Here is a 20,521-nt window from a genome sequence, read left to right on the forward strand (position 1 = left end):
TCACCTTCCCAAAGAGTGAATTCACATAAAATAAATTTGGAATCTATTAAAATATAACATTCCTAATTTCATACTATAGTGTCAGTAAATTTCACCGCACCTTTATGGTAAGTCCACTGATAACACTCTTCTTTACCCAAAAGTTCGTCTCTTAGTTCCCGCCGTAAGTCAATTAAGTTGTCCAGATTTCCTTTTTGAACTACCATGAAGACTTTATATTTTATTCTCTTCATTCATTTTATAGAAATATTCCCTAGCTCCCCATGCTCATCAAGTCAAGAATTCATCATTATCCACAACAAAAATTTTGTGCAAATTGCTCAATTTTTATCGTTTTGAGTTAGTTTATTCTTGTTAGGTTAATAGCAATGCTACTATATCAAAAAATTATACGTTATACGAAAAATGCGAATTTAAAATAAAGTTTGACTCAATGTAGAAAAGCAGTTTGTTGTGTCTACTTTTTAGACTAATATTAGCGTTGGTCTACAATTGCACCCTATCGTTGAATAAGTTGCATACGGATTAAATGGCATTCTAACGTAAGAAATTTATTCTAGTTTTCATACAAATCCTATGCTAGATGCTAAATTTGGCACGTAGCTTCACCTCGCAAAAACTTCGGCAAGATGAAGTCTTTTCCCTACAATGCATAAAGGCTAAAACAACCATAATCTGTATAAACAGCCAAATAGTCCTCAGTGAATGCTATATTGCAAGACTTCACCACATGCTCAATCACGATTGTTGCTACAAGCCGTTTTGTTACAAGTTCATACAGTCGTACCTTTCCTCTATCATAAGCAGCTACCAGTCCTTTTCCCGCATGAATCGCACAACTCCTAGTCTCACCTATCTGCCAATCCTCGCATTTCTCCTTAGCCTGCCAATCATATACAAGCAAATCCCAATGCCCGTATTGCTCCTGAGTAAACAAAAGATGATCATCCGGGGAGAAGATTATCCTTGTTGTCATAGCATGGATAGATTTGGGCAGTACTACTTCTTGACCAGAGGCAATATCATATACTTTTACTTCCCTACTATTCGTACAATAAGCGAACGTATCTCCGCTATGCGACAGCGCAGCACATAGCTGTGTACTGTGCCCTCCATACACCTCGCAATTTACTGCTATCTGGCAGACCACCTTTTCCTTTATAAGATCGTACACAATAAGTTTGGAATCATGATACCAGAGTACTCTATCACCGGATAACGACAGCGTATTCCCTACCGCCAATTCAGTATACAGTGGTTCCGAATAAAGCTTAAGCTTCCGGCTCTCCACCTCATATCCTCTTATCAAATGACAATCATTCAATACCAACTCGCCCGCATGAGGACAATAGTACATATCGTATACAAGATGATTTTCTCCAAGCTCAAAAACGACTTGTTTCCCTCCGTACTCGTCTATTAAATAAATCTCTTCTCGCTGAAACTGACCAATAACATATCCAACATACGATGAATTAGTTCCTGGTATAGGGACAAAAGGAAGAAACCCTGTGTATCCCTTTCCCAAATATAACTGCAACACCGGTTCTCCTGCCGATACCTCCAAATTATGATAGATCATTCCTTTCTTCAATCTCTGCCAAATTTCCTTCTCCATCTGCTTGGCTGCCTGCTCAGCATTGTCAAACTGCTTCTCCCGGGGTTTTCTGCCCCCAGTCGAAGTGGCAAGTATGCTATCGTTTCTTTGAATACTCCAAGTTTTCCCGCTAGCTCTATCTATCAACATTCTATGCATTCATTTCACCTCTTCCTAAATGTAGCAAATGACCTCCTAACAAGTCTAATACTCTGCCACTTCTAGGGTTTACTATTAATATCTACACTTTTTAAGCGGACAGCTAAGATTCATGGGAAAATATGTTACAATCCACATATGATATCTTTAACTAACAATGCAGTTTAGTTGAATAATACATATTTCATAAAATGGTTATTTGCATAGTTTTTCCTATAAGGTAAGAAGGAAATATAACCTAAGGCGAAAGAAGAGTAGTAGAAGTTAGCATTCTATTATTTTATCATTGTAATAACACGCACTTACCAAGATTAAGGAGGTAATACGAATTGATTTTAGAAGAATATGAAAAACGTGCATCAGAGCAGGAAGATTGGGCACCAGGATGGGAAGCAATTGATGAGATCTTTGATAAACTTTATCCTAATCAGAAACCTGCACATTATGGGACAACATTTCATGAACGTTCCATTTTTGGGGGAGACCAATATTTAGACGGCTATAGTATTTATCAATCTCCAAATGGTTACAAGCATTTACTGACTTATGGAATGACGGAGCTTTACACAGATGAAGAAGCATTTGGTGGTGAATGGAGCCGCTTTGGTTATGAAATGACTATAAAACTGAAAGAGGATTCAAATGAGGATTGTATGTGGGCAATAGATATGCTATCTAATCTTGCTCGCTATACCTACACACAGAAAAGGTTTTTTGAGCCAATGCAATTTGTGGCAGGGAATGGAACGTCTCTTCATATTGGCGTAGAATCTGCTATTACTGCTTTACTAGTTGTAAGTGATACTGAGGCAGAAGGAATTGACACTGTTCATGGTAGAGTGAATTTTATACAATTAGTCGGAATTACACAACAAGAATTAGAAGTGCTGAAAGAGGACTACACACAAGCAGAGGTTCTTGTTAAAAATATGAAGAAAGATAATCCGTATTTAATTACAGATATGAAACGGATAAAATCTTATTTATAGTCAGAAATAAAGCATCTCTTGAAAAAGAGATGCTTATTCCCCCCTTCTCGCTGCTTGCTGCAACGGATCCCATACGCTGTTGTATGGCGGAGAGTAACTTAAGTCAACGTCTTCTAAATCATGAATCGTCATTTTATGAAACAATGCCATCGCAAGTACATCTATTCGTTTATCTACGCCCTGCTCGCCAATTACTTGTCCGCCTAACAGTTGTTTTGTGTCCTTTCGATACAATAATTTTACGTGCAGTGGTTTCTTACTTGGATAATATCCTGCTATGTTTGTTGAATCTATTTTTACAACTTCATATGGTAATTGTAATTGCTCTGCTTCTTTTTCATTCAAACCTGTTCGGCCTAGTGTTATGTCCATGAATTTCATAATTGCTGTTCCGACAATCCCTTTAAACGCTCTGCGTTTATTCACCATGTTTAGTCCGGCAATTCTTCCTTGTTTGTTTGCCGTTGTTCCAAGCGGAATATGATCATGTTTTTCTTTTATAATATGGTACTGCGTAGCGCAGTCTCCTGCCGCATAAATGTCCTCTATATTCGTTTGCATATACGCGTTAACTTGGATAGCACCTTTTTGATTTTTAATGATCTTTGTTTCTTCTAGAAAATCAGTGTTCGGCTTGACTCCAACTGATATTAAAACAAGATCTGTTTCATACGTTCCTTTATCTGTTTCCACAAACTCAACTTGCTCTTTTCCTTGAAACGATTTCACATTTTCATTTGTAAGAATTTCAATGTTATGTTTTTTTGCTTCTTCATGAATATATGCTGCCATATCCTCATCAAAAACGGTACCTACATGATGATTCCGCTCAATCATGCGCACTTTTTTCCCAAGCCTTGCAAATGTTTCTGCCATTTCTAGACCGATTGCCCCGCCGCCAATAATGGTAACATGTTCAACTTTCTGATTATGAAGCGTCTCCATAATTCGCTCTGCATCCGGAATCGTTTTTAATAGATGCACTCCTTGCAAATCACTGCCTTTCCAGTTTGGCATAACTGGACGCACTCCCGTTGCAATTAATAAACGATCGTATTCATATTCGAATGGTTCTGATGTTTGCGTATGTATGCCATATACTTTTTTGCCCGCTGGATCTACACGTGTCACTTCATGATTCACTTTGGCATCAATATGATATTTATTCCGAAACGTATCAACACTCCTAGCAATTAGCTTTTCAGTAGAAGCAATGATTCCGCTAATCGCATAAGGAAGACCGCACTGCGCATATGAATAGATTTCGCCTTTTTCTAAAGTGATTACACTTGCTTCTTGGTCATTACGGACAATTTGCATTGCTGCACTCATTCCAGCTGCATCTCCGCCTATAATAACGTATTTCACTATATCACTCCTTCTATCATTATCTATCGTTTACAATTCCCATCTTCTGCAGTTATCAGTCATTATGGAGCTTTTCATCTTACTTCATCCTTCTTAAATGGTAGCTTATATAAACATTCCCCCTCAACCATTCTGTCTGTATCTTCAAAACCAATGCTTTTATATAGCTGTTTTGCAACGATATTATTCGGTTCAAAAGATAGAAAAATTTCATGACAATTCGCATCTTTTCTCATCTCATCTATTACGTATAAAAGTGCCGTTTTCCCATACCCTTTTCCTTGGTATTTATGATCTATCATGAGTCTACATATTTCAAAAAAATGATGTTGTTCACAATAGCCATACATCGTAAAGCCAACCATCGTTTCATCATTGTATATTGCCTTTGTAATCCAACCTTTTTGAACTTTTGACTGTGCTAATGATAATGCATTTGAGGCTACAAACTCTTCGCACACAAAGTGCTTGCCCTCTTTATTTGTAGTTAAGAATATACACTCTATCCAATTCTCGTTTGTTATATCTCTTAAATTTATAGTCATTCTATGCTCACTCTTTCTCTTTTTATAAAATTACTTATTTCTACAAACACAAACACTTCTCCTATAAGAGAAGCGTTTCTTTACCTAATAAGATGCCACACCAAAACTTCTCCTACCACAATCAAAACGGCGCCAAAAATCATAAGTGTCGTCTTCTTTAACAACTCATTTTCTCGAAATGGAATGTTACATAAATAAGCACCAAGCGTAATTCGCGATGGACAAGCAATGGTTGCAACAGACGAACTTGTATTTTGCACCGTTGTTACAAACTGCCACGGAAGCCCCACGTTCTGTGCTGTTTGCATTTGTAATTTCATAAACATCGCATTTGATCCTGCGTTACTTCCCGTTAAAAAACCGCCCATACCACCGATAAATGGAACAACGAAAACAAACATCATTCCAAAAATATGACCAGCAGCTTCCGCTAATAAGGCATGCATCCCTGCTGCACCCATTAGTTCTGAAATCGCAATAAACATGGTCGTTGTAATCGCAAAAGGAATCCATTGTTTCACCGTTTGCAATAATGACTGCTTTATTATAATAGAAGGAATCCGGAAGGAAATAATGGTAAATACACATGTAACCCCAAGCCAAAATCCTGGTGAATATAATAACTCAAGTTTGTAAGAATAAGATGGCAAGTTAATAACTGCATATGATTGTAGTGCACTATGAAACGACGGAATCAGACGAGAAAGCAAAATACAGACTGTTAAAAATAAATACGGGCTAATTATTTTTACAATAGAAACTTCTTGCTGCTTGGCAGCTGCATGTTCCGAATACACTTCTTTCTGCTGTTTTGCTGTCATTTTAATGATAATAAATCCAAATGTTATCGTTACAATCGCACTTAAAATCCCTGCTAATTCAACACTTACATATGTACTAGACAAATAGATGGAGAGAGAAAATAATAGAAAAAAACCAGTTGCTTCTTTCCATTTTTGCATTGCTGCAGCCCATCCACCGACTATATATAATGAAAGAATGATAAAATACGCAAAGATTGGCACACTTAACAGCGCTGTACCAGAGCCAAGTTGTACTAAAGGCATATCAATAAGTCCTGAGCCAATAATCGTTCCTGTTGCCATTGCTCCCCATGAGCTTGCTAACAAACCAATAAACGAAAGTAAAACAGCTTGAAACGGCTTGTAACCGAGCGAAAGAAAAATAGGAGCAGCCACCATAAATCCAATTCCAAATCCACTTACTGATTCAATAAGAGGACAAATCCCAAAACACATGAGAAGCATTTGCAGTAAACGGTCATGTGTAACATGTTCCATAAAACGAGCAACTTGATCGATATACCCCATTTTATTCATAAGGTGAAATAAAAAAATACCAAAAAACAATACGTATCCAACGATAAAACAAATTAAAGCGCCTTTTATTGTTGCATGGGCAATCTCCCCTATTCGCAAGCGAAACACCGGTGATAGCAAGACAATTCCGCTGCACACAACATAAGAAATTATCGATGCTTTCAGCGATGTTTGCTTGAAGACAAATAAACAAATAAAAATCATCATGATTGGAATAAGGGCTAATAATACTGTCATACCATCATCTCATTTCTTTTAAGGTACAAATTGAAAAAACGTTATAAAACCTCTTTTCTTTTTAAAGGGGCGATAGCATCTGGCCATGCATAGCAGCGGTCAGGGCTTTTTTTGCCACGGGCAAGGGTTAAAACAAAAAGAGAAAGCAAGTGCAGGGCATGATTTTTCTTCATAGCAGCAACTTATATGTTAAAAAATATTATATAACATAAGACAGAATATTCAATTCATTTCATGTCAGTTTTTTATCCTATTCTTTATCTGATGAACTATTAAAAACATGCTACACTACAAACAACACCTTTTTTAGAGGAGCGATGGCAATGAACCAAGAACAATTTTGGCAACTGATTTCAGAAATGAATACAAAAGACGAAACAAGTGAATGGTTAGTTGAGCAATTAGCTGCAAAATCCGCAGATGAAGTTGCAGATTATGAAATCCATCTTCAAACTGCTTTACAGCAATCTTACACATCCTCTTTATGGGCAGCTGCTTATATTATTTTAGGTGGATGCTCCGATGATTCATTTGATTACTTTAGAGGTTGGCTCATCGCATGTGGACAAGAAACATTTGAATCCGCTGTGCAAAACCCTGAAAATCTAGCAAACTTAATTCCTGCTTACTATGAAGAGGACGAACTCATTCCAGAATTTGAGGAAATGTTAAGTACTGGATTTGAAGCTTTCAGCCTAAAAGAAACAGGAGATACAGAGTGGGATAATGAAATATGGGAGAAATTCTCATCGTTACTTGATGAAAAAGGTTATGAGTCATTTGAACAAGGAATAAAATTTGACTGGGAAGAAGATGAGGACGAATTAGCTGAGCGCTTCCCAAAACTGTGGGAACGTTTTGGTGAAAATCCATTAGGTTAATATATGGTGCTGACTCAAAAGAGATGTAAATGTCTTTTGAATCAGCTCCTTGTTTATATGTCTACAATATATCGATTGCTTTTTAGAATATATCGAACGTTTTTTAATATATATCGGCGATTCGACACAATTTAAAGACTCTTCGACGATATTCAACACTATGTGCACTTGAGTTTTGCCGTTAACTCTTTTATTTCACCACAGCAATCAGCTCACGAATCTCATCTCGCTTTTCGCTCTCTAACAGCTCAATGACTTTACTTCCGACAACTACTCCGTCGCATACTCGAGTCATTTCCTCTATTTGCCCCGCCTTCGATATACCAAATCCCGCAACAACCGGAAGCTGAACATGTGCTTTCACCTTTTCTAAGTATGTGTGTAATTCTTGTGTGAAATCGCGGCGCACTCCCGTTACGCCCGCTACTGTGACAGCATAGACGAATCCTTGTGATTCACTCGTAATCATTTCAATTCGTTCTACCCGGCTCGTTACTGTTACAAGCGGAATAAGGGCAATGTTTGCATCGCATAGCAGCGGTGCAATGATATCTTGTTCTTCATACGGAAGATCCGGAACGATAATCCCATCGACGCCTGCTTCGATGCAGTGCAGGGTAAAACGTTCTTTCCCGAATGCTAAAATAGGATTTAAATAGGTCATGAGCACAAAAGGAATTTGCACTGTTGCTCTCACTTCCGCTAACGCTTGAAAAATTCCTTCTAATGTTGTTCCATTTTCTAATGCTCGTTTTCCTGCCCTTTGAATCGTTGGTCCGTCTGCAACTGGATCGGAAAACGGGATTCCAATTTCAATAATGCTTGCCCCGGCTTCGTCTAAAAAGCGAATTTGTTCTTGTAAATCGCCATCTCCACCCATTACGTACGGGATGAATGCTTTTTTCCCATTTTGAAATGCTTTATTAATTCTTTCTACTCCCATCGCTTACACCTCTTCCATATAACGTTTTATGCTTTCAACATCTTTATCGCCGCGTCCTGATAAACAAATAACAAGTCCCTCGTCTTTTTTCATAATTGGAGCTAGTTTAAGTGCATATGCCACAGCATGCGAGCTTTCTAGTGCCGGTATAATCCCTTCTTGTTTCGTTAATAGCTGAAAAGCATGAAGCGCTTCTTCATCTGTTATAGAATGATACGATACACGACCAATATCTTTTAATAAACTATGTTCCGGACCAACTCCCGGGTAATCAAGCCCTGCTGAAATGGAGTGCGCTTCTTGAATTTGTCCTTCTTCATTTTGCAAAATATACATCATCGATCCGTGCAAAACGCCGACGCTTCCTTTCGTTAATGTTGCGGCATGCTTCTCTGTATGAATTCCCTTGCCTGCTGCTTCTACGCCGTAAAGCGCAACCTCTTCATCTTGTACAAATGGATAAAACATTCCCATCGCATTACTGCCGCCTCCAATGCAAGCTACAACCGCTTCCGGTAATTTCCCCTCTAACGCTGCATATTGTTTCTTTGTTTCCTTACCGATAACACTTTGGAAATCACGTACCATTTGCGGAAATGGATGTGGTCCAAGAACAGATCCCATCACATAGTGCGTATCATGTACATGTGCAACCCAGTAACGAAGCGCCTCATTTACTGCATCTTTTAACGTCCCGCTCCCTGCTGCAACGCTTTCCACTTTTGCGCCTAACAGTTCCATTCGAAAGACATTTAATTTTTGGCGTTTCACGTCCTCTTCTCCCATGAAAATGACGCATTCTAAGCCAAGCAAGGCACATACAGTTGCTGTTGCGACTCCGTGCTGTCCAGCCCCGGTTTCTGCGACCACCTTTTTCTTGCCCATTCGCACTGCAAGAAGTGCCTGCCCAATTGTGTTGTTAATTTTATGAGCACCTGTATGATTTAAATCTTCTCGCTTTAAATAAATTTTTGCCCCGCCGCAATACTTCGTAAGATTTTCTGCAAAATAAAGCGGTGTTTCTCTGCCGACATACGTTTGTAAATAATGGTCTAATTGCTTCTCAAATGCTTCATCTTGCATTGCCTCTTTATATGCTTCTTCTAATTCTAAAACAGACTGCATTAACGTTTCTGGAACATAACGTCCTCCGTACATACCGTAATGACCTTTTTCATCTGGATATACATATTGCATATTTAACACTCCTTCGCTTTTGTGATAAATTTTTTTATTTTCTCGATATCTTTTTTGCCATTTGTTTCTACGCCGCTGCTCACATCAACCATATACGGCTGAACCATTTCAATCGCTTCTGCAATATTTTCAAGCTGTAATCCGCCAGCTAATATGCATTTTTTTCCAATTGGATTTGACCGCAATAACTCCCATGAAAATGTTTTTCCATTTCCGCCATGAAACTGCTCTTTCGGACTATCAAATAATATAAAATCAGTTTCATATTCCTCTGCACGTTCTATATCTTCGCGCGAACTTACACCGATCGCCTTTATACACGGAATATTCAATCTTTTAATATGGTAATTTTGTTCATCCCCATGCAGTTGTACATGCGTTAAACCACAATATGTTACAATATTCTGAATCAATTCAATTGATTCATTTACGAAAACGCCAACTTTCATTACATTCTCCGGGAGTTCTTCAATCATTTGTTTTGCCTGATCTGGCGTAATTTTCCGCTTACTTTTCGCAAATACAAACCCAATGGCATCTGCTCCGTATTCACAAACGATTTTTGCTGTTCTTATATCAGTAATACCGCAAATCTTTACTTTCATATCGTCACCTGCAGCGATTGAAAAAAGTCTCCGACAGACGGTGCTGTCATGAACGCTTCTCCGACAAGAATTCCTTTTGCACCAGCTTTTTTGACACGTATAATATCCTCTTTCGTATGAATACCGCTTTCACTAATCCAAAGTACATTTTGTTCATTTAGCCGTTTCCCAAGCTGTTCTGTTATTCTTAAATCCACTTCAAATGTTTTCAAATTTCGATTATTTACTCCAATGACATCAGGATTGAGCTCTAATGCTGTTTCTAACTCCTCTTCATTATGAATCTCTACAATCGCTTCTAAGCCGAGCTCTTTTACGTACGTATATAGCGCAAATAATTTTTCTTTTGTTAATGCAGCAACAATAAGTAAAATGAGATTTGCTCCCGCATCATATGCCTGGTCAATTTGAATTCTATCAATAATAAAATCTTTACATAAAAGTGGTACATTCACATGAGCTCTTGCTGTTTCTAAATCGTGAAAAGAGCCCTTAAAAAATTGACTATCTGTTAAAACAGAGATTGCCCCTGCACCATTTGTTTCATAGAGCTCTGCTTGTTTAGCGACATCAACATGTAAGTTCATATCCCCTTTAGACGGTGAAGCACGTTTTATTTCTGCAATTACAGTAAACTTTTGCAGCGCTTCTACGAGAGAATATGATGTACGTTTTTTCTTTGCTGGGATATACGTTTCATATAACACCGCTACTTCTTTCTTTTTTTGCTCAATAATTTTCGTTAAAATCGTTTCCATTTAGTTCACCCTCTCTAGCTTTTGATGACTTTCAGCAATTAGTAGATTTAGTTTCTCCAGCGCTCTTCCCGAATCAATACTATGAGCCGCTAAGCGAATGCCCTCTTCAATTGTCACTGCTTTTCCGTTTGCAAAAAGAGCAAGTCCTGCATTGAATAACACTGTATCACGGTATACGCTCTCTTCTCCGCGCAGCACATTTAATGTAATATTGGCATTTTCCTTTGCATCTCCGCCTCTAATCGCTTCGTTTTTCACACGTGAAAATCCATACTCTTCTGGAGAAACACTTACTTCCATAATGTTGTTATCTTTTAAAATTGCTACGTGATTTTCTCCTTGTAAAGATGCTTCATCTAAAAATCCACTGCCATTTACAACAATTGCTCTTTTTCTGCCAAGCTTTTGCAAGACTTCCGCTACAGGAAATAACATCTCACGTTTGTAAATACCGACGAACTGTGTTTCTAAGTCAATTGGATTTGTAAGTGGTCCGATTACATTAAAGATTGTTGGAACATTTAATTCCTTTCTTACTTTCATAATGCGGCGCAGTGCTGGATGCATCGCCGGTGCAAATAGAAAGGCAATCCCAACGTTCTCTAACAAATAATCAATTTGCTTTGGCGAACACGCTATGTTCACCCCGAGTTCTTCTAATAAATCTGCACTTCCCGTTTTACTAGAAACGGCGCGGTTTCCATGTTTCGCAATCTTTACGCCTGCACCGGCAAGTACGAAAGCTGATGTTGTACTCACATTAAACGTTTGCGCCCCGTCTCCTCCTGTTCCGCAATTGTCCATCGCATTTGCAATATGATTAGAAAATGGCAATGCTTTTTCACGAAGGGCGCGAACAAGGCCATATATTTCATCCGCTGTTTCCCCCTTTGCCTTTAACAACGCTAAAAAGGCTGCAATCTCACTTTCTAAAATATCTTCGTTTAATAAGCTAATACCCGCTTCATACATTTCATGTTCCGTTAAATCTTGCCCTTCTACTAATTTTCGAAGATAACTGTTCATACTCTCTCCCCCTCTTTCACATTAGATAAAAATGCCCGTATTAATTTATCACCTTCTTCAGTTGCAATGGATTCCGGGTGAAACTGTAATCCAAAAAGCGGATAGTAATGATGACGAACTGCCATGATTTCTCCATCATCCATCGCTGTCGCTAATACATCAAAACAACTAGGAAGATTGCGCTGCCTTGCTACGAGTGAATGATAGCGCATCGCTGTCAGCGGCTGTTTTACATATGAGAATATCGATGTGCCATTATGTTTTACAAGCGACGTTTTCCCATGTTTGATCTTTTCTGCCTGCACAACTTCTCCGCCAAAAGCAGTAACAATCGCTTGATGTCCTAGACAAATACCGAGAATCGGAACTGTTTTATAAAAATGTTGAATCACATGAATACAAACCCCTGCATCTTCCGGCCTTCCAGGTCCTGGTGAAAGAATAATTGCTTTTGGCTTCATGTCCACTAGTTCCTCAATTGTCACTTCATCGTTACGCACTACAACAATATGTTCTGTATGATGACCTAACAATTGATACAAGTTATATGTGAATGAATCATAGTTATCAATTAAGACAATCATTTCATTACCTCCAAGAGCGCTTTTGCTTTATTTAGCGTTTCTTCATATTCAGCCGCAGGGTTCGAATCATACACAACGCCAGCGCCCGCCTGTACATATGCTTTCTTATCTTTTATAACCATCGTTCGTATCGCAAGTGCCATATCCATATTGCCTGAAAATGAAATATACCCAACAGCTCCGGCATACACATTTCGCTTTTCTGTTTCTAATTCGTTTATAATTTCCATTGCTCTAATTTTAGGAGCTCCCGATACAGTTCCTGCTGGTAAGCAATATGCTAATGCATCAAAACAATTCACCTTTTTTCGCAATGTTCCGTAAACTTCAGATACAATATGCATAACATGGGAATATTTCTCGATTTTCATATATTTATCTAAATGTACAGAACCGATCTCACTCACCCGGCCAATATCATTTCTTCCTAAATCAATAAGCATCATATGTTCTGCCCGTTCCTTCTCGTTTGCAAGCAGTTCCTTCGCTATCTTTTCATCCTCTTCTTTTGTTTTTCCGCGCGGCCTTGTTCCGGCAATTGGATTTGTCATCACCTTTTCATCTCGTACAGAAAGCAAACTTTCTGGTGAAGAGCCAAGTACGACGTAATCTTGAAAATCAATATAAAACATATAAGGAGATGGATTCGCGGTGCGAAGACGGCGATATAACGCAAATGGATCTCCTGTAAAATCACTTTGCAAACGCTGTGATAATACAACTTGAAAGATATCCCCTGCCCGAATATATTCCTTTGCCTGTTCAACCATTTTGTAAAACCTTTCTTCTGTTACAGAAGATGTAAATGATACAGAAGCACACAGCGCTTTCACCTGCTCCTCTGATTCATGCAGCAATTTTTGCTTATACGTTTGCAGTTGTTCATAAACCTCTTCATACGAGTCCGTATCGCCGCTGCGATATACATATACAAATGATAGCTTTTGCCTTACATGATCGTATACGACAAACATGCGGTAAAGCAGCACATGTACTTCTGGAATATTTAAAGGGTCAGAGAGCATCTCTCCAATATCTTCATATTGCCGAATAACATCATACCCAATATAGCCAACCGCTCCTCCGCAAAATGGGAATGGACTCTCAACTTTCTCTAATGCAAGAACACTTTCTAGCTCCTTTAATACGTTTCCGTTTACCTTTTCTAGCGCACCATTTATCATAATCTCTACTGTCTTACCAATACTTTTTATTTCGCCGTAAGGATTACATCCTAAATAGGAATAACGACCTTTATCTTGATGAAGCTGCGAACTTTCGAGTAGAAATTTTTTCTCACCTGTAATGCGGCGATATAACGCAATCGGTGTCACGCTATCCCCTTCTTCTTCTTGAATAATAAGAAAGGTTTTCCCTTGCTTTTTTTGTATTATAAATTGATCTTTCGTTATCATCACTGTCACCTCTTTTCCTAAAATAAAAAAGTCCCCTGCATATGGAAATATGCAGAGGACGATAAAATTACCGCGGTACCACCTCTTGTTGGATGCAAAGCATCCCGCTTTTTCAAGTACAATATTATACCCTATCCTTGTAACGGCGGAACCCGGGTTGCCTACTTACAGTTCAGCATACCTCTCGTAAGCCCATTCCGCATATGGCACCGCACCGGGCTCTCACCTATCCCCGGCTCTCTGGAACGTCTCCAATATACGTACTCTTCTTACTCATCGATTTATCATATTCATTTTTTCTATACAAAAAGGGAGTACTCATCCTATAAAAAGGACGGGTACTCCCGTGGTGCCACCTTAATTCGTTACAAAAGTAACGCACTTTTCCGTATCAAAATACAATACGTGTCTCTTGTAACGATGAGATCCTTTCGCCAAAGCCTACTTCTTTCGTTTCGGTTTGGAAGCTCCGAAGCCCATTCCATATTACTTTCATACTGATTCGCACCAACCATCAGCTCTCTGACATGTCCATAATACGTACTCTTCTTCATCAACGCTTGCATTTTTAAATTTGAAATCATTATATGCTTTTCTTTTTTTGGAAGTCAATACTTTTAAAAAAAATATTTTTATCTATATATTAAATATTATATTGACAAAATAACTCATTTTTATGTAAAAATAATTAATACTCTATAAAAATAGTTATACACTACCCAAAAATCTTTATATTAGTAAAATAATCTATCTTCTAAATACACCCATATTTCTGAAAATTCATATTTAGAAGATAGATTTTTACACATAACCATGTTAGATTATAATTATGTAACGCATCAAAAGATACTACTTAGGAAAGGGGACTAACATGAACACACAGATTTTAATTTCTATTTCGATCTATATGATCGGGATGTTAGTAATTGGCTATATTGCCTACAAACGAACATCAAACTTAACAGATTATATGCTTGGCGGGCGTACATTAGGTCCCGCAGTAACAGCACTAAGTGCAGGCGCTGCTGATATGAGCGGATGGCTGTTAATGGGGTTACCCGGTGCGATGTTTGCAACAGGTCTAAGCAGCAGTTGGATTGCGATCGGCTTAACACTCGGCGCTTATGCAAACTGGCTATACATCGCTCCTCGCTTACGTACCTACTCTGAACTTGCAAACAATTCAATTACAATTCCAGAATTTTTAGAACATCGTTTCCATGATAAATCTCATATGCTACGCCTTGTTTCCGGACTTGTTATTATGATTTTCTTTACATTTTATGTAGCTTCGGGATTAGTTTCAGGTGCTGTTCTATTTCGTAATACATTTGGAATGGACTATCATATGGGACTTTTCATCGTTGCCGCTGTTGTTGTAGCTTATACGTTATTTGGCGGGTTCTTAGCTGTAAGTTGGACAGACTTCGTGCAAGGGATTATTATGGTCGTTGCACTCGTTTTAGTTCCAATTGTAACAATTATGAATGTAAATGGCCTTGGACCAGCATTTCATACAATTCAATCTATTGATCCAAACTTATTAAATATCTTTAAAGGTACTTCTGTACTCGGCATTATTTCCTTATTTGCTTGGGGTCTTGGTTATGTTGGACAACCTCATATTATCGTTCGCTTTATGGCGATTTCATCTGTAAAAGAATTAAAAAGTGCTCGCCGCATCGGCATGAGCTGGATGATTTTCTCTATCGTCGGCGCTATGTTTACTGGACTAATCGGGATTGCATATTATGCTGACATGGGCAAAAAATTAGCAGATCCAGAAACGGTTTTCATTGAGCTTGGAACAATTTTATTCCATCCACTTATTACTGGTTTCTTACTAGCTGCTATTTTAGCAGCAATTATGAGTACAATTTCTTCACAGCTTCTTGTTACATCAAGTGCGGTAACAGAAGATTTATACCGAACATTTTTCCGCCGCTCTGCAACGGACCGCGAACTTGTTTTTGTGGGACGTATGGCCGTTCTTATTATCGCTCTAGTAGCAAGCGGACTTGCCTTTAAACAAAATGACACAATCCTAGCACTTGTTGGTTACGCTTGGGCAGGTTTCGGTTCCTCATTTGGACCAGTTGTTTTATTAAGCTTGTACTGGAAGCGAATGACGAAATGGGGCGCTCTTGCTGGTATGATCGCTGGTGCAACAACCGTTATCGTGTGGACACAATTTAAGTTTTTAAAAGATATGCTATATGAAATGATTCCTGGTTTTGCTGCGAGCTTACTCGTTATTATTATTGTAAGCCTATTAACAAAACCATCAGAAGATGTTCAAAAAGAATTTGAAGAGTTCGAAAAAATAGCTTCTTAATAAAAAACAATCCCTGCTTTTGTACAATAGAAGCAGGGATTGTTTTTTATATTAATCCATTTTAATTTTTCAACATGCAAATCACTGCTATACGGAACAAACAGTGGCCCCTACTTGCTTTCTCCCTTTGTTTTACACTTTGCACGTGGTAGGACCGCTTCTATGCACGGCCAGATGCTCTCGCCCACCTGAAAAGAAAGGGGTTTTTTATGTCAGTTTTTCAATTTGTATTTACATATTATTGTACTGAATTTTCTGCAAATTAACAAATTCTTTATATTACCTTAAATTATTTCTAACATTCTTTGTATATAGTATAACTAAGAACATGATACAGAAGGACTAAATCAATGTTACAAATTAATATCCAAACAAAAGAGAAACACCTAAAAAGAGTAAATGCAAGAAAAAGTGTACTAAAGTGGAGATTTAGAGGGTTGTATTTCCTATGAATGACCACACATGAATACTTTTGTGTATATTTTTTGAAGGAGGACATTTTTTATGCAATCACCATTTCACTCACAAAAACACCTTACATCTTCTCCATGTGCTGCAATACAAACAGATCTGCCTCATATTACCATTATTCCTTCCATTGTGCCGGTCATTGGTATACAACTGCACAAAGCTAAGTTAAAATTAAAAGCTGGGCAACGTGCGGAACTTACAGCAACTGTCCTTCCTTCTCAAGCAAGTAACCAGGAGATCATTTGGACGTGCATGAACCCCCATATTGTAGAGATTCATACCGAAAAACAGAAAGCAACTGTAATAGGAAAACAAGCTGGCCGAGCTGTTATTATTGTCACAACCGCAGAAGGTAAATTTCGTGATCTATGTATTGTCCACGTTCAGCCGTATATGACAAAACCAAAATAAAGTGAAACTTCCGTCAGTGGGGGGTCTTCTTTGCTTCTCTCTGAATCTTGAGGTGGGGGTCTTACTGCCCACAAATAGCGGGATAAAGCGCAACTTCCAATAATGGAAGTTGCGCTTATGTTCAATTCTACTAATTATATCTTTATAATTTTTTTCATCTATTCATGAGATAGAGCTCTTATGATTATGTCTCTTGTGTATATACCATGCCTTCTACCGGCTCTTTATATGTACGCCTTTGTTGTTGTAATAAAAAGATACATACGCCGCATAATACAAGAATGCTTCCTACCACTTGCGTAGAATTTAATTTTTCACCAAGTAAAAAGAAAGCAAGGATCATCGCACCAACAGGCTCACCTAAAATACTCATAGAGATTGTTGTTGCATTTACATAATTCAATAGCCAATTATTAATCATTTGAGATACAGTCGGTACAGTTGCAAGTAAGAAGAATACAGTCCAGTCCCATGATGAATACCCTGTAAATGGAATTTGTAGCATCATATTATATACACTTAAAAATAACGCCGCAAATGTAAAGACAGTAAAACTATAAATCCAATGCGATACTTTTTTCACTGTCGTTTGCCCAATAAATAAATATCCAACCACTGCAATTACACTCAAAAATGATAGTATATCTCCTAAGACTGCTTCTTTGCTTAGTCCTAAATCTCCCCATCCAATACACCCTACACCAATAATTGCAATTCCCATTGTTGCAAGTGAAATGAGTGTTGTTCTTTCTTTAAATAAGAAAAATCCTCCAATGAGAGATACGAGTGGTTGTAATGCTAAAATTATCGTAGAACTTGCAACTGTTGTAAATTTTAACGATGCAAACCATAGAAGAAAATGTAGTGCTAAAAAGAAACCGGATCCAATTAAAAATCCCCAGTCTTTCTTCTCAATTCTCGTAAATTCCTCTCTTTTCTTCCATACAATCGGAATCATAATAATTACAATAATCCATAAACGATACATACTTAAAATAGAAGATGGTGCTGTGGACATTTTTACAAAAATAGCCGCAAATGAAATCGTAATAATCGAAATCGCTAGCGGCAGTGCTATTGATTGTTGCTGCTTCATATGTTGTCTCCTTATCTATATAAAGTGAAACTTCCGTCAGTGGTTTTTTTCATCCCCCACTGACGGAAAGCCCTCACCTATCTTCTTTGCTCTCTGAATCTTGAGGTGGGGGTCTTACTGCCCACGAATAGCGGGATAAATCCATTGTGATTTTTCAACATATAAGTCGCGGCTATGTAGATCAAAACATGATCGCTACTTGCTTCCTCCCTTTGTTTTAAACATTGCACGTGGCAGGAAAAAGCCCTGACCGCTTCAATGCATGGCCAGGTGCTCTCGTCCACCTTAAAAGAAAAGGGGTTTTATGTCATTTTTTCACTTTGTATTTATATAAGCAAAATTCTCATTTCATTATAGCCCTTTCTTCCAATACTGAATACTAATTTTTTAGATTCTTCTCATTCTTATGCTAAAATAAAGTTGTAGTAACTTTTTACTTAGGGGAGATTACACGATGACACAAACAATAGGAAAAATTGAAGAACTAACATTTTACAGCAAATCATTGCAAGAAGAACTGACGCTTCTCGTTTATTTACCTGCAAATTTCACGCCGCTTCATAAGCACACCATTGTAATTGCACAAGATGGAAGAGATTATTTTCAACTCGGAAAAGCCCATCGCGTTATAGAGTCACTTCGCGAAACAGAGGAAATTGATCGAACGATTATTGTTGGTATTCCATATAAGGATGTACACAACCGAAAAGAAAAATATCATCCAAACGGATCGCAAAATGACATGTACATTCGCTTTTTAGCTCATGAACTCGTTCCATATTTAGATGAGCAGTACCCAACGTATCAAATGGGGAAAGGCCGCGTTTTAATCGGGGATTCTTTAGGCGGTACAGTTTCATTTATGACAGCACTTATGTATCCGCATACATTTGGAAAAGTAATCATGCAGTCACCGTTTGTAAATGAATCTGTACTAGAGCGTGCTCAAGCATTTACGCAACCACACATGTTAGATTTATATCACATCATCGGTACAGAAGAAACTGACGTAAAAACGACAGATGGTAATATTTCAGATTTTGTGGCGCCGAACCGCGAGCTACATTCTCTTCTTACTGAAAGAGGATTTACAACTTATTACGAAGAATTTGATGGCAATCACACATGGAAATATTGGCAAAAAAACTTACCGCATGCATTTTCTCATATGCTAGCGCTGAAATAATATACAGTATTATTCAGAATCATCTGATATAATAAAAAAGAGTTCTTTTTTCACACAGACATTTTACGTTCAGACAAGGGGAGGAATTTAGAGATGAAACTAGGTATTGTAATATTTCCATCAAAAATGATTCAAGATAAAGCAAACGGTCTGCGTAAGCGTTATGATCCACATTATGCATTAGTTCCACCACACATTACATTAAAAACACCTTTTGAAGTGGCTGATGAAAAATTAGAAACGATTGTGCACGAGCTTCATACAATTGCAAATAAAACAAACCCTTTTACACTACATGTAGGAAAAGTGAGCTCTTTTGCACCTGTAAATAATGTTATTTATTTTAAAGTAGAAAAAACACCAGAATTAACGTTCCTAAACGAAGAAATGCATAACGGTATATTTACACAAAATCGCGAATATGCTTTTGTGCCGCACCTTACAATTGGACAACAATTATCCGATGCAGAACATGCGGATGTTTTAGGTCGCTTAAAGATGAAAGATTTCTATTATGAGCAGCCAATCGATCGGTTCCATTTACTATATCAACTAGAAAATGATACATGGACAGTATATGAAACATTCCATTTAGGAAAGGAGCAACAATAATTTGCAAATTCAAGTTGTACAAAACGAAAAGCAGCTAGAGGATGCCTTTTCCGTTCGTAAACAAGTATTTGTAGATGAGCAAAAGGTTGCAGCCAAAGAAGAATACGACGAATATGAACACACTGCAAAGCATGTTGTTTTATACGATCAAAATGTTCCAGTTGGCGCTGGGCGCTTTCGTATTGTCGATGGTATCGGGAAAATGGAACGCATTTGTGTCCTATCATCTTACCGCCAAAAAGGGGCTGGCAAGATGATCATGTACGCATTAGAAGTTCTTGCGAAAGAAGAATCTCTTCCGAAACTGAAACTTCATGCGCAAACGCATGCTGAGTCGTTTTACCATAAGCTTGGATACGAAACAACTTCTGATGTATTTATGGAAGCTGATATCCCGCATGTTGTGATGATAAAAAATCTATAAAAGAAGCGCCTTATTTGGCGCTTCTTTTTATGATTTCTACAATTATCACATAATGATTTTTCAACATATAAATCGCAGCTATGCCAAACAAAAAGTGACCTGCACTCGTTCCCTCTCTTTGTTTTAACACCGCACGGGGCAGGAAAAGGCACTGACCGCTTCTATGTATCGCCAGCTCCTCTAACAAGAAAAGGGATTTTGTTTCGTCTTTTCAACATATAAATCGCAGCTATGTCAAACAAAAAGTGACCTGCACCCGTTTTCTCTCTTTGTTTTAACACCGCACGGAGCAGAAAAAGGCACTGACCGCTTCTATGCATCGCCAGCTCCTCTCGCTCCTCT

At 38.0% G+C, this 20,521-nt stretch carries 20 protein-coding genes and 2 other annotated features; of the genes, 7 read left to right on the plus strand and 13 right to left on the minus strand.

Annotated elements, in window-relative coordinates; translation table 11 throughout:
• Positions 1 to 643: 643 nt before the first annotated feature.
• Positions 644 to 1,756 (minus strand): hypothetical protein, encoded by a 1,113-nt coding sequence (locus BM350_RS07825; protein ID WP_090915141.1) that lies wholly within the window; start codon positions 1,754 to 1,756, stop codon positions 644 to 646.
• Between the two features lie 329 nt (positions 1,757 to 2,085).
• On the opposite strand from BM350_RS07825, the gene BM350_RS07830 reads away from it, so the two are divergent.
• A complete protein-coding gene (locus BM350_RS07830) occupies positions 2,086 to 2,745 on the plus strand; it encodes a suppressor of fused domain protein (RefSeq protein WP_090915139.1) in 660 nt (219 codons plus the stop codon).
• Between the two features lie 33 nt (positions 2,746 to 2,778).
• Here BM350_RS07830 and BM350_RS07835 read toward each other — a convergent pair whose 3' ends face one another.
• The 4 genes from BM350_RS07835 to BM350_RS27835 all read right to left on the minus strand — a co-directional run bounded on the left by BM350_RS07835 (position 2,779) and on the right by BM350_RS27835 (position 6,408).
• Positions 2,779 to 4,113, minus strand: coding sequence for a CoA-disulfide reductase (locus tag BM350_RS07835; protein ID WP_090915137.1), 1,335 nt, complete (start codon positions 4,111 to 4,113; stop codon positions 2,779 to 2,781).
• A 74-nt stretch (positions 4,114 to 4,187) separates the two neighbouring features.
• Entirely contained in the window at positions 4,188 to 4,658 is a 471-nt protein-coding gene (locus BM350_RS07840) for a GNAT family N-acetyltransferase (protein ID WP_090915135.1), read from the minus strand.
• An 80-nt stretch (positions 4,659 to 4,738) separates the two neighbouring features.
• Positions 4,739 to 6,235: an L-lactate permease gene (locus tag BM350_RS07845; RefSeq protein ID WP_090915133.1), complete on the minus strand. Its 1,497-nt coding sequence runs from the start codon at positions 6,233 to 6,235 to the stop codon at positions 4,739 to 4,741.
• 41 nt (positions 6,236 to 6,276) lie between these two features.
• Positions 6,277 to 6,408: a hypothetical protein gene (locus tag BM350_RS27835; RefSeq protein WP_280141365.1), complete on the minus strand. Its 132-nt coding sequence runs from the start codon at positions 6,406 to 6,408 to the stop codon at positions 6,277 to 6,279.
• Positions 6,409 to 6,558: 150 nt separating this feature from the next.
• Between BM350_RS27835 and BM350_RS07850 the strand changes: the two genes are divergently transcribed.
• Complete coding sequence (locus BM350_RS07850) at positions 6,559 to 7,116, plus strand: DUF4240 domain-containing protein (protein WP_090915131.1); 558 nt, start codon at positions 6,559 to 6,561, stop codon at positions 7,114 to 7,116.
• A gap of 190 nt (positions 7,117 to 7,306) precedes the next feature.
• On the opposite strand, the gene trpA is transcribed toward BM350_RS07850, so the two are convergent.
• Genes trpA through trpE form a run of 7 tightly spaced genes read right to left on the minus strand, consistent with a single transcriptional unit; the run spans position 7,307 to position 13,644 of the window.
• Positions 7,307 to 8,059 (minus strand): tryptophan synthase subunit alpha, encoded by a 753-nt coding sequence (trpA, locus tag BM350_RS07855; protein ID WP_090915129.1) that lies wholly within the window; start codon positions 8,057 to 8,059, stop codon positions 7,307 to 7,309.
• Between the two features lie 3 nt (positions 8,060 to 8,062).
• Positions 8,063 to 9,256, minus strand: coding sequence for a tryptophan synthase subunit beta (trpB, locus tag BM350_RS07860; RefSeq protein WP_090915127.1), 1,194 nt, complete (start codon positions 9,254 to 9,256; stop codon positions 8,063 to 8,065).
• A 2-nt stretch (positions 9,257 to 9,258) separates the two neighbouring features.
• Positions 9,259 to 9,861: a phosphoribosylanthranilate isomerase gene (locus BM350_RS07865; protein ID WP_090915125.1), complete on the minus strand. Its 603-nt coding sequence runs from the start codon at positions 9,859 to 9,861 to the stop codon at positions 9,259 to 9,261.
• Positions 9,858 to 10,619: an indole-3-glycerol phosphate synthase TrpC gene (gene trpC, locus BM350_RS07870; protein WP_090915123.1), complete on the minus strand. Its 762-nt coding sequence runs from the start codon at positions 10,617 to 10,619 to the stop codon at positions 9,858 to 9,860. The genes BM350_RS07865 and trpC overlap by 4 nt, the downstream gene beginning before the upstream one ends.
• Positions 10,620 to 11,645 (minus strand): anthranilate phosphoribosyltransferase, encoded by a 1,026-nt coding sequence (trpD, locus tag BM350_RS07875; protein ID WP_090915119.1) that lies wholly within the window; start codon positions 11,643 to 11,645, stop codon positions 10,620 to 10,622. It lies immediately after the preceding gene.
• On the minus strand, positions 11,642 to 12,229 hold the full coding sequence (locus BM350_RS07880) for an anthranilate synthase component II (RefSeq protein ID WP_090915117.1): 588 nt from the start codon (positions 12,227 to 12,229) through the stop codon (positions 11,642 to 11,644). The genes trpD and BM350_RS07880 overlap by 4 nt, the downstream gene beginning before the upstream one ends.
• A complete protein-coding gene (gene trpE, locus BM350_RS07885) occupies positions 12,226 to 13,644 on the minus strand; it encodes an anthranilate synthase component I (RefSeq protein WP_090915115.1) in 1,419 nt (472 codons plus the stop codon). The genes BM350_RS07880 and trpE overlap by 4 nt, the downstream gene beginning before the upstream one ends.
• A 51-nt stretch (positions 13,645 to 13,695) precedes the next feature.
• Positions 13,696 to 13,930 (minus strand) — a binding site (T-box leader).
• A 41-nt stretch (positions 13,931 to 13,971) separates the two neighbouring features.
• Positions 13,972 to 14,210, minus strand: a binding site (T-box leader).
• 305 nt (positions 14,211 to 14,515) lie between these two features.
• On the opposite strand from trpE, the gene putP reads away from it, so the two are divergent.
• On the plus strand, positions 14,516 to 15,979 hold the full coding sequence (putP, locus tag BM350_RS07895; RefSeq protein WP_090915112.1) for a sodium/proline symporter PutP: 1,464 nt from the start codon (positions 14,516 to 14,518) through the stop codon (positions 15,977 to 15,979).
• A 504-nt stretch (positions 15,980 to 16,483) separates the two neighbouring features.
• On the plus strand, positions 16,484 to 16,861 hold the full coding sequence (locus BM350_RS07900; protein ID WP_090915110.1) for an Ig-like domain-containing protein: 378 nt from the start codon (positions 16,484 to 16,486) through the stop codon (positions 16,859 to 16,861).
• Positions 16,862 to 17,045: 184 nt separating this feature from the next.
• On the opposite strand, the gene BM350_RS07905 is transcribed toward BM350_RS07900, so the two are convergent.
• Positions 17,046 to 17,957 carry a DMT family transporter gene (locus tag BM350_RS07905; RefSeq protein ID WP_090915108.1) on the minus strand — a complete coding sequence of 304 codons (912 nt, stop codon included), beginning with the start codon at positions 17,955 to 17,957 and terminating at the stop codon, positions 17,046 to 17,048.
• A gap of 454 nt (positions 17,958 to 18,411) precedes the next feature.
• Here BM350_RS07905 and BM350_RS07910 point away from each other — a divergent pair, with 454 nt between their 5' ends.
• From BM350_RS07910 to BM350_RS07920, 3 genes are all read left to right on the plus strand, one after another.
• The gene (locus BM350_RS07910; protein WP_090915106.1) at positions 18,412 to 19,143 is read left to right on the plus strand and encodes an alpha/beta hydrolase; all 732 of its coding nucleotides are present in this window, start codon (positions 18,412 to 18,414) and stop codon (positions 19,141 to 19,143) included.
• Positions 19,144 to 19,236: 93 nt separating this feature from the next.
• Positions 19,237 to 19,755: a YjcG family protein gene (locus BM350_RS07915; RefSeq protein WP_090915104.1), complete on the plus strand. Its 519-nt coding sequence runs from the start codon at positions 19,237 to 19,239 to the stop codon at positions 19,753 to 19,755.
• 1 nt (position 19,756) lies between these two features.
• On the plus strand, positions 19,757 to 20,179 hold the full coding sequence (locus tag BM350_RS07920; RefSeq protein WP_090915102.1) for a GNAT family N-acetyltransferase: 423 nt from the start codon (positions 19,757 to 19,759) through the stop codon (positions 20,177 to 20,179).
• Positions 20,180 to 20,521: the final 342 nt, after the last annotated feature.

It is taken from the genome of Bacillus sp. 103mf, assembly GCF_900116295.1.
Lineage (GTDB): Bacteria > Bacillota > Bacilli > Bacillales > Bacillaceae_G > Bacillus_A > Bacillus_A bruguierae.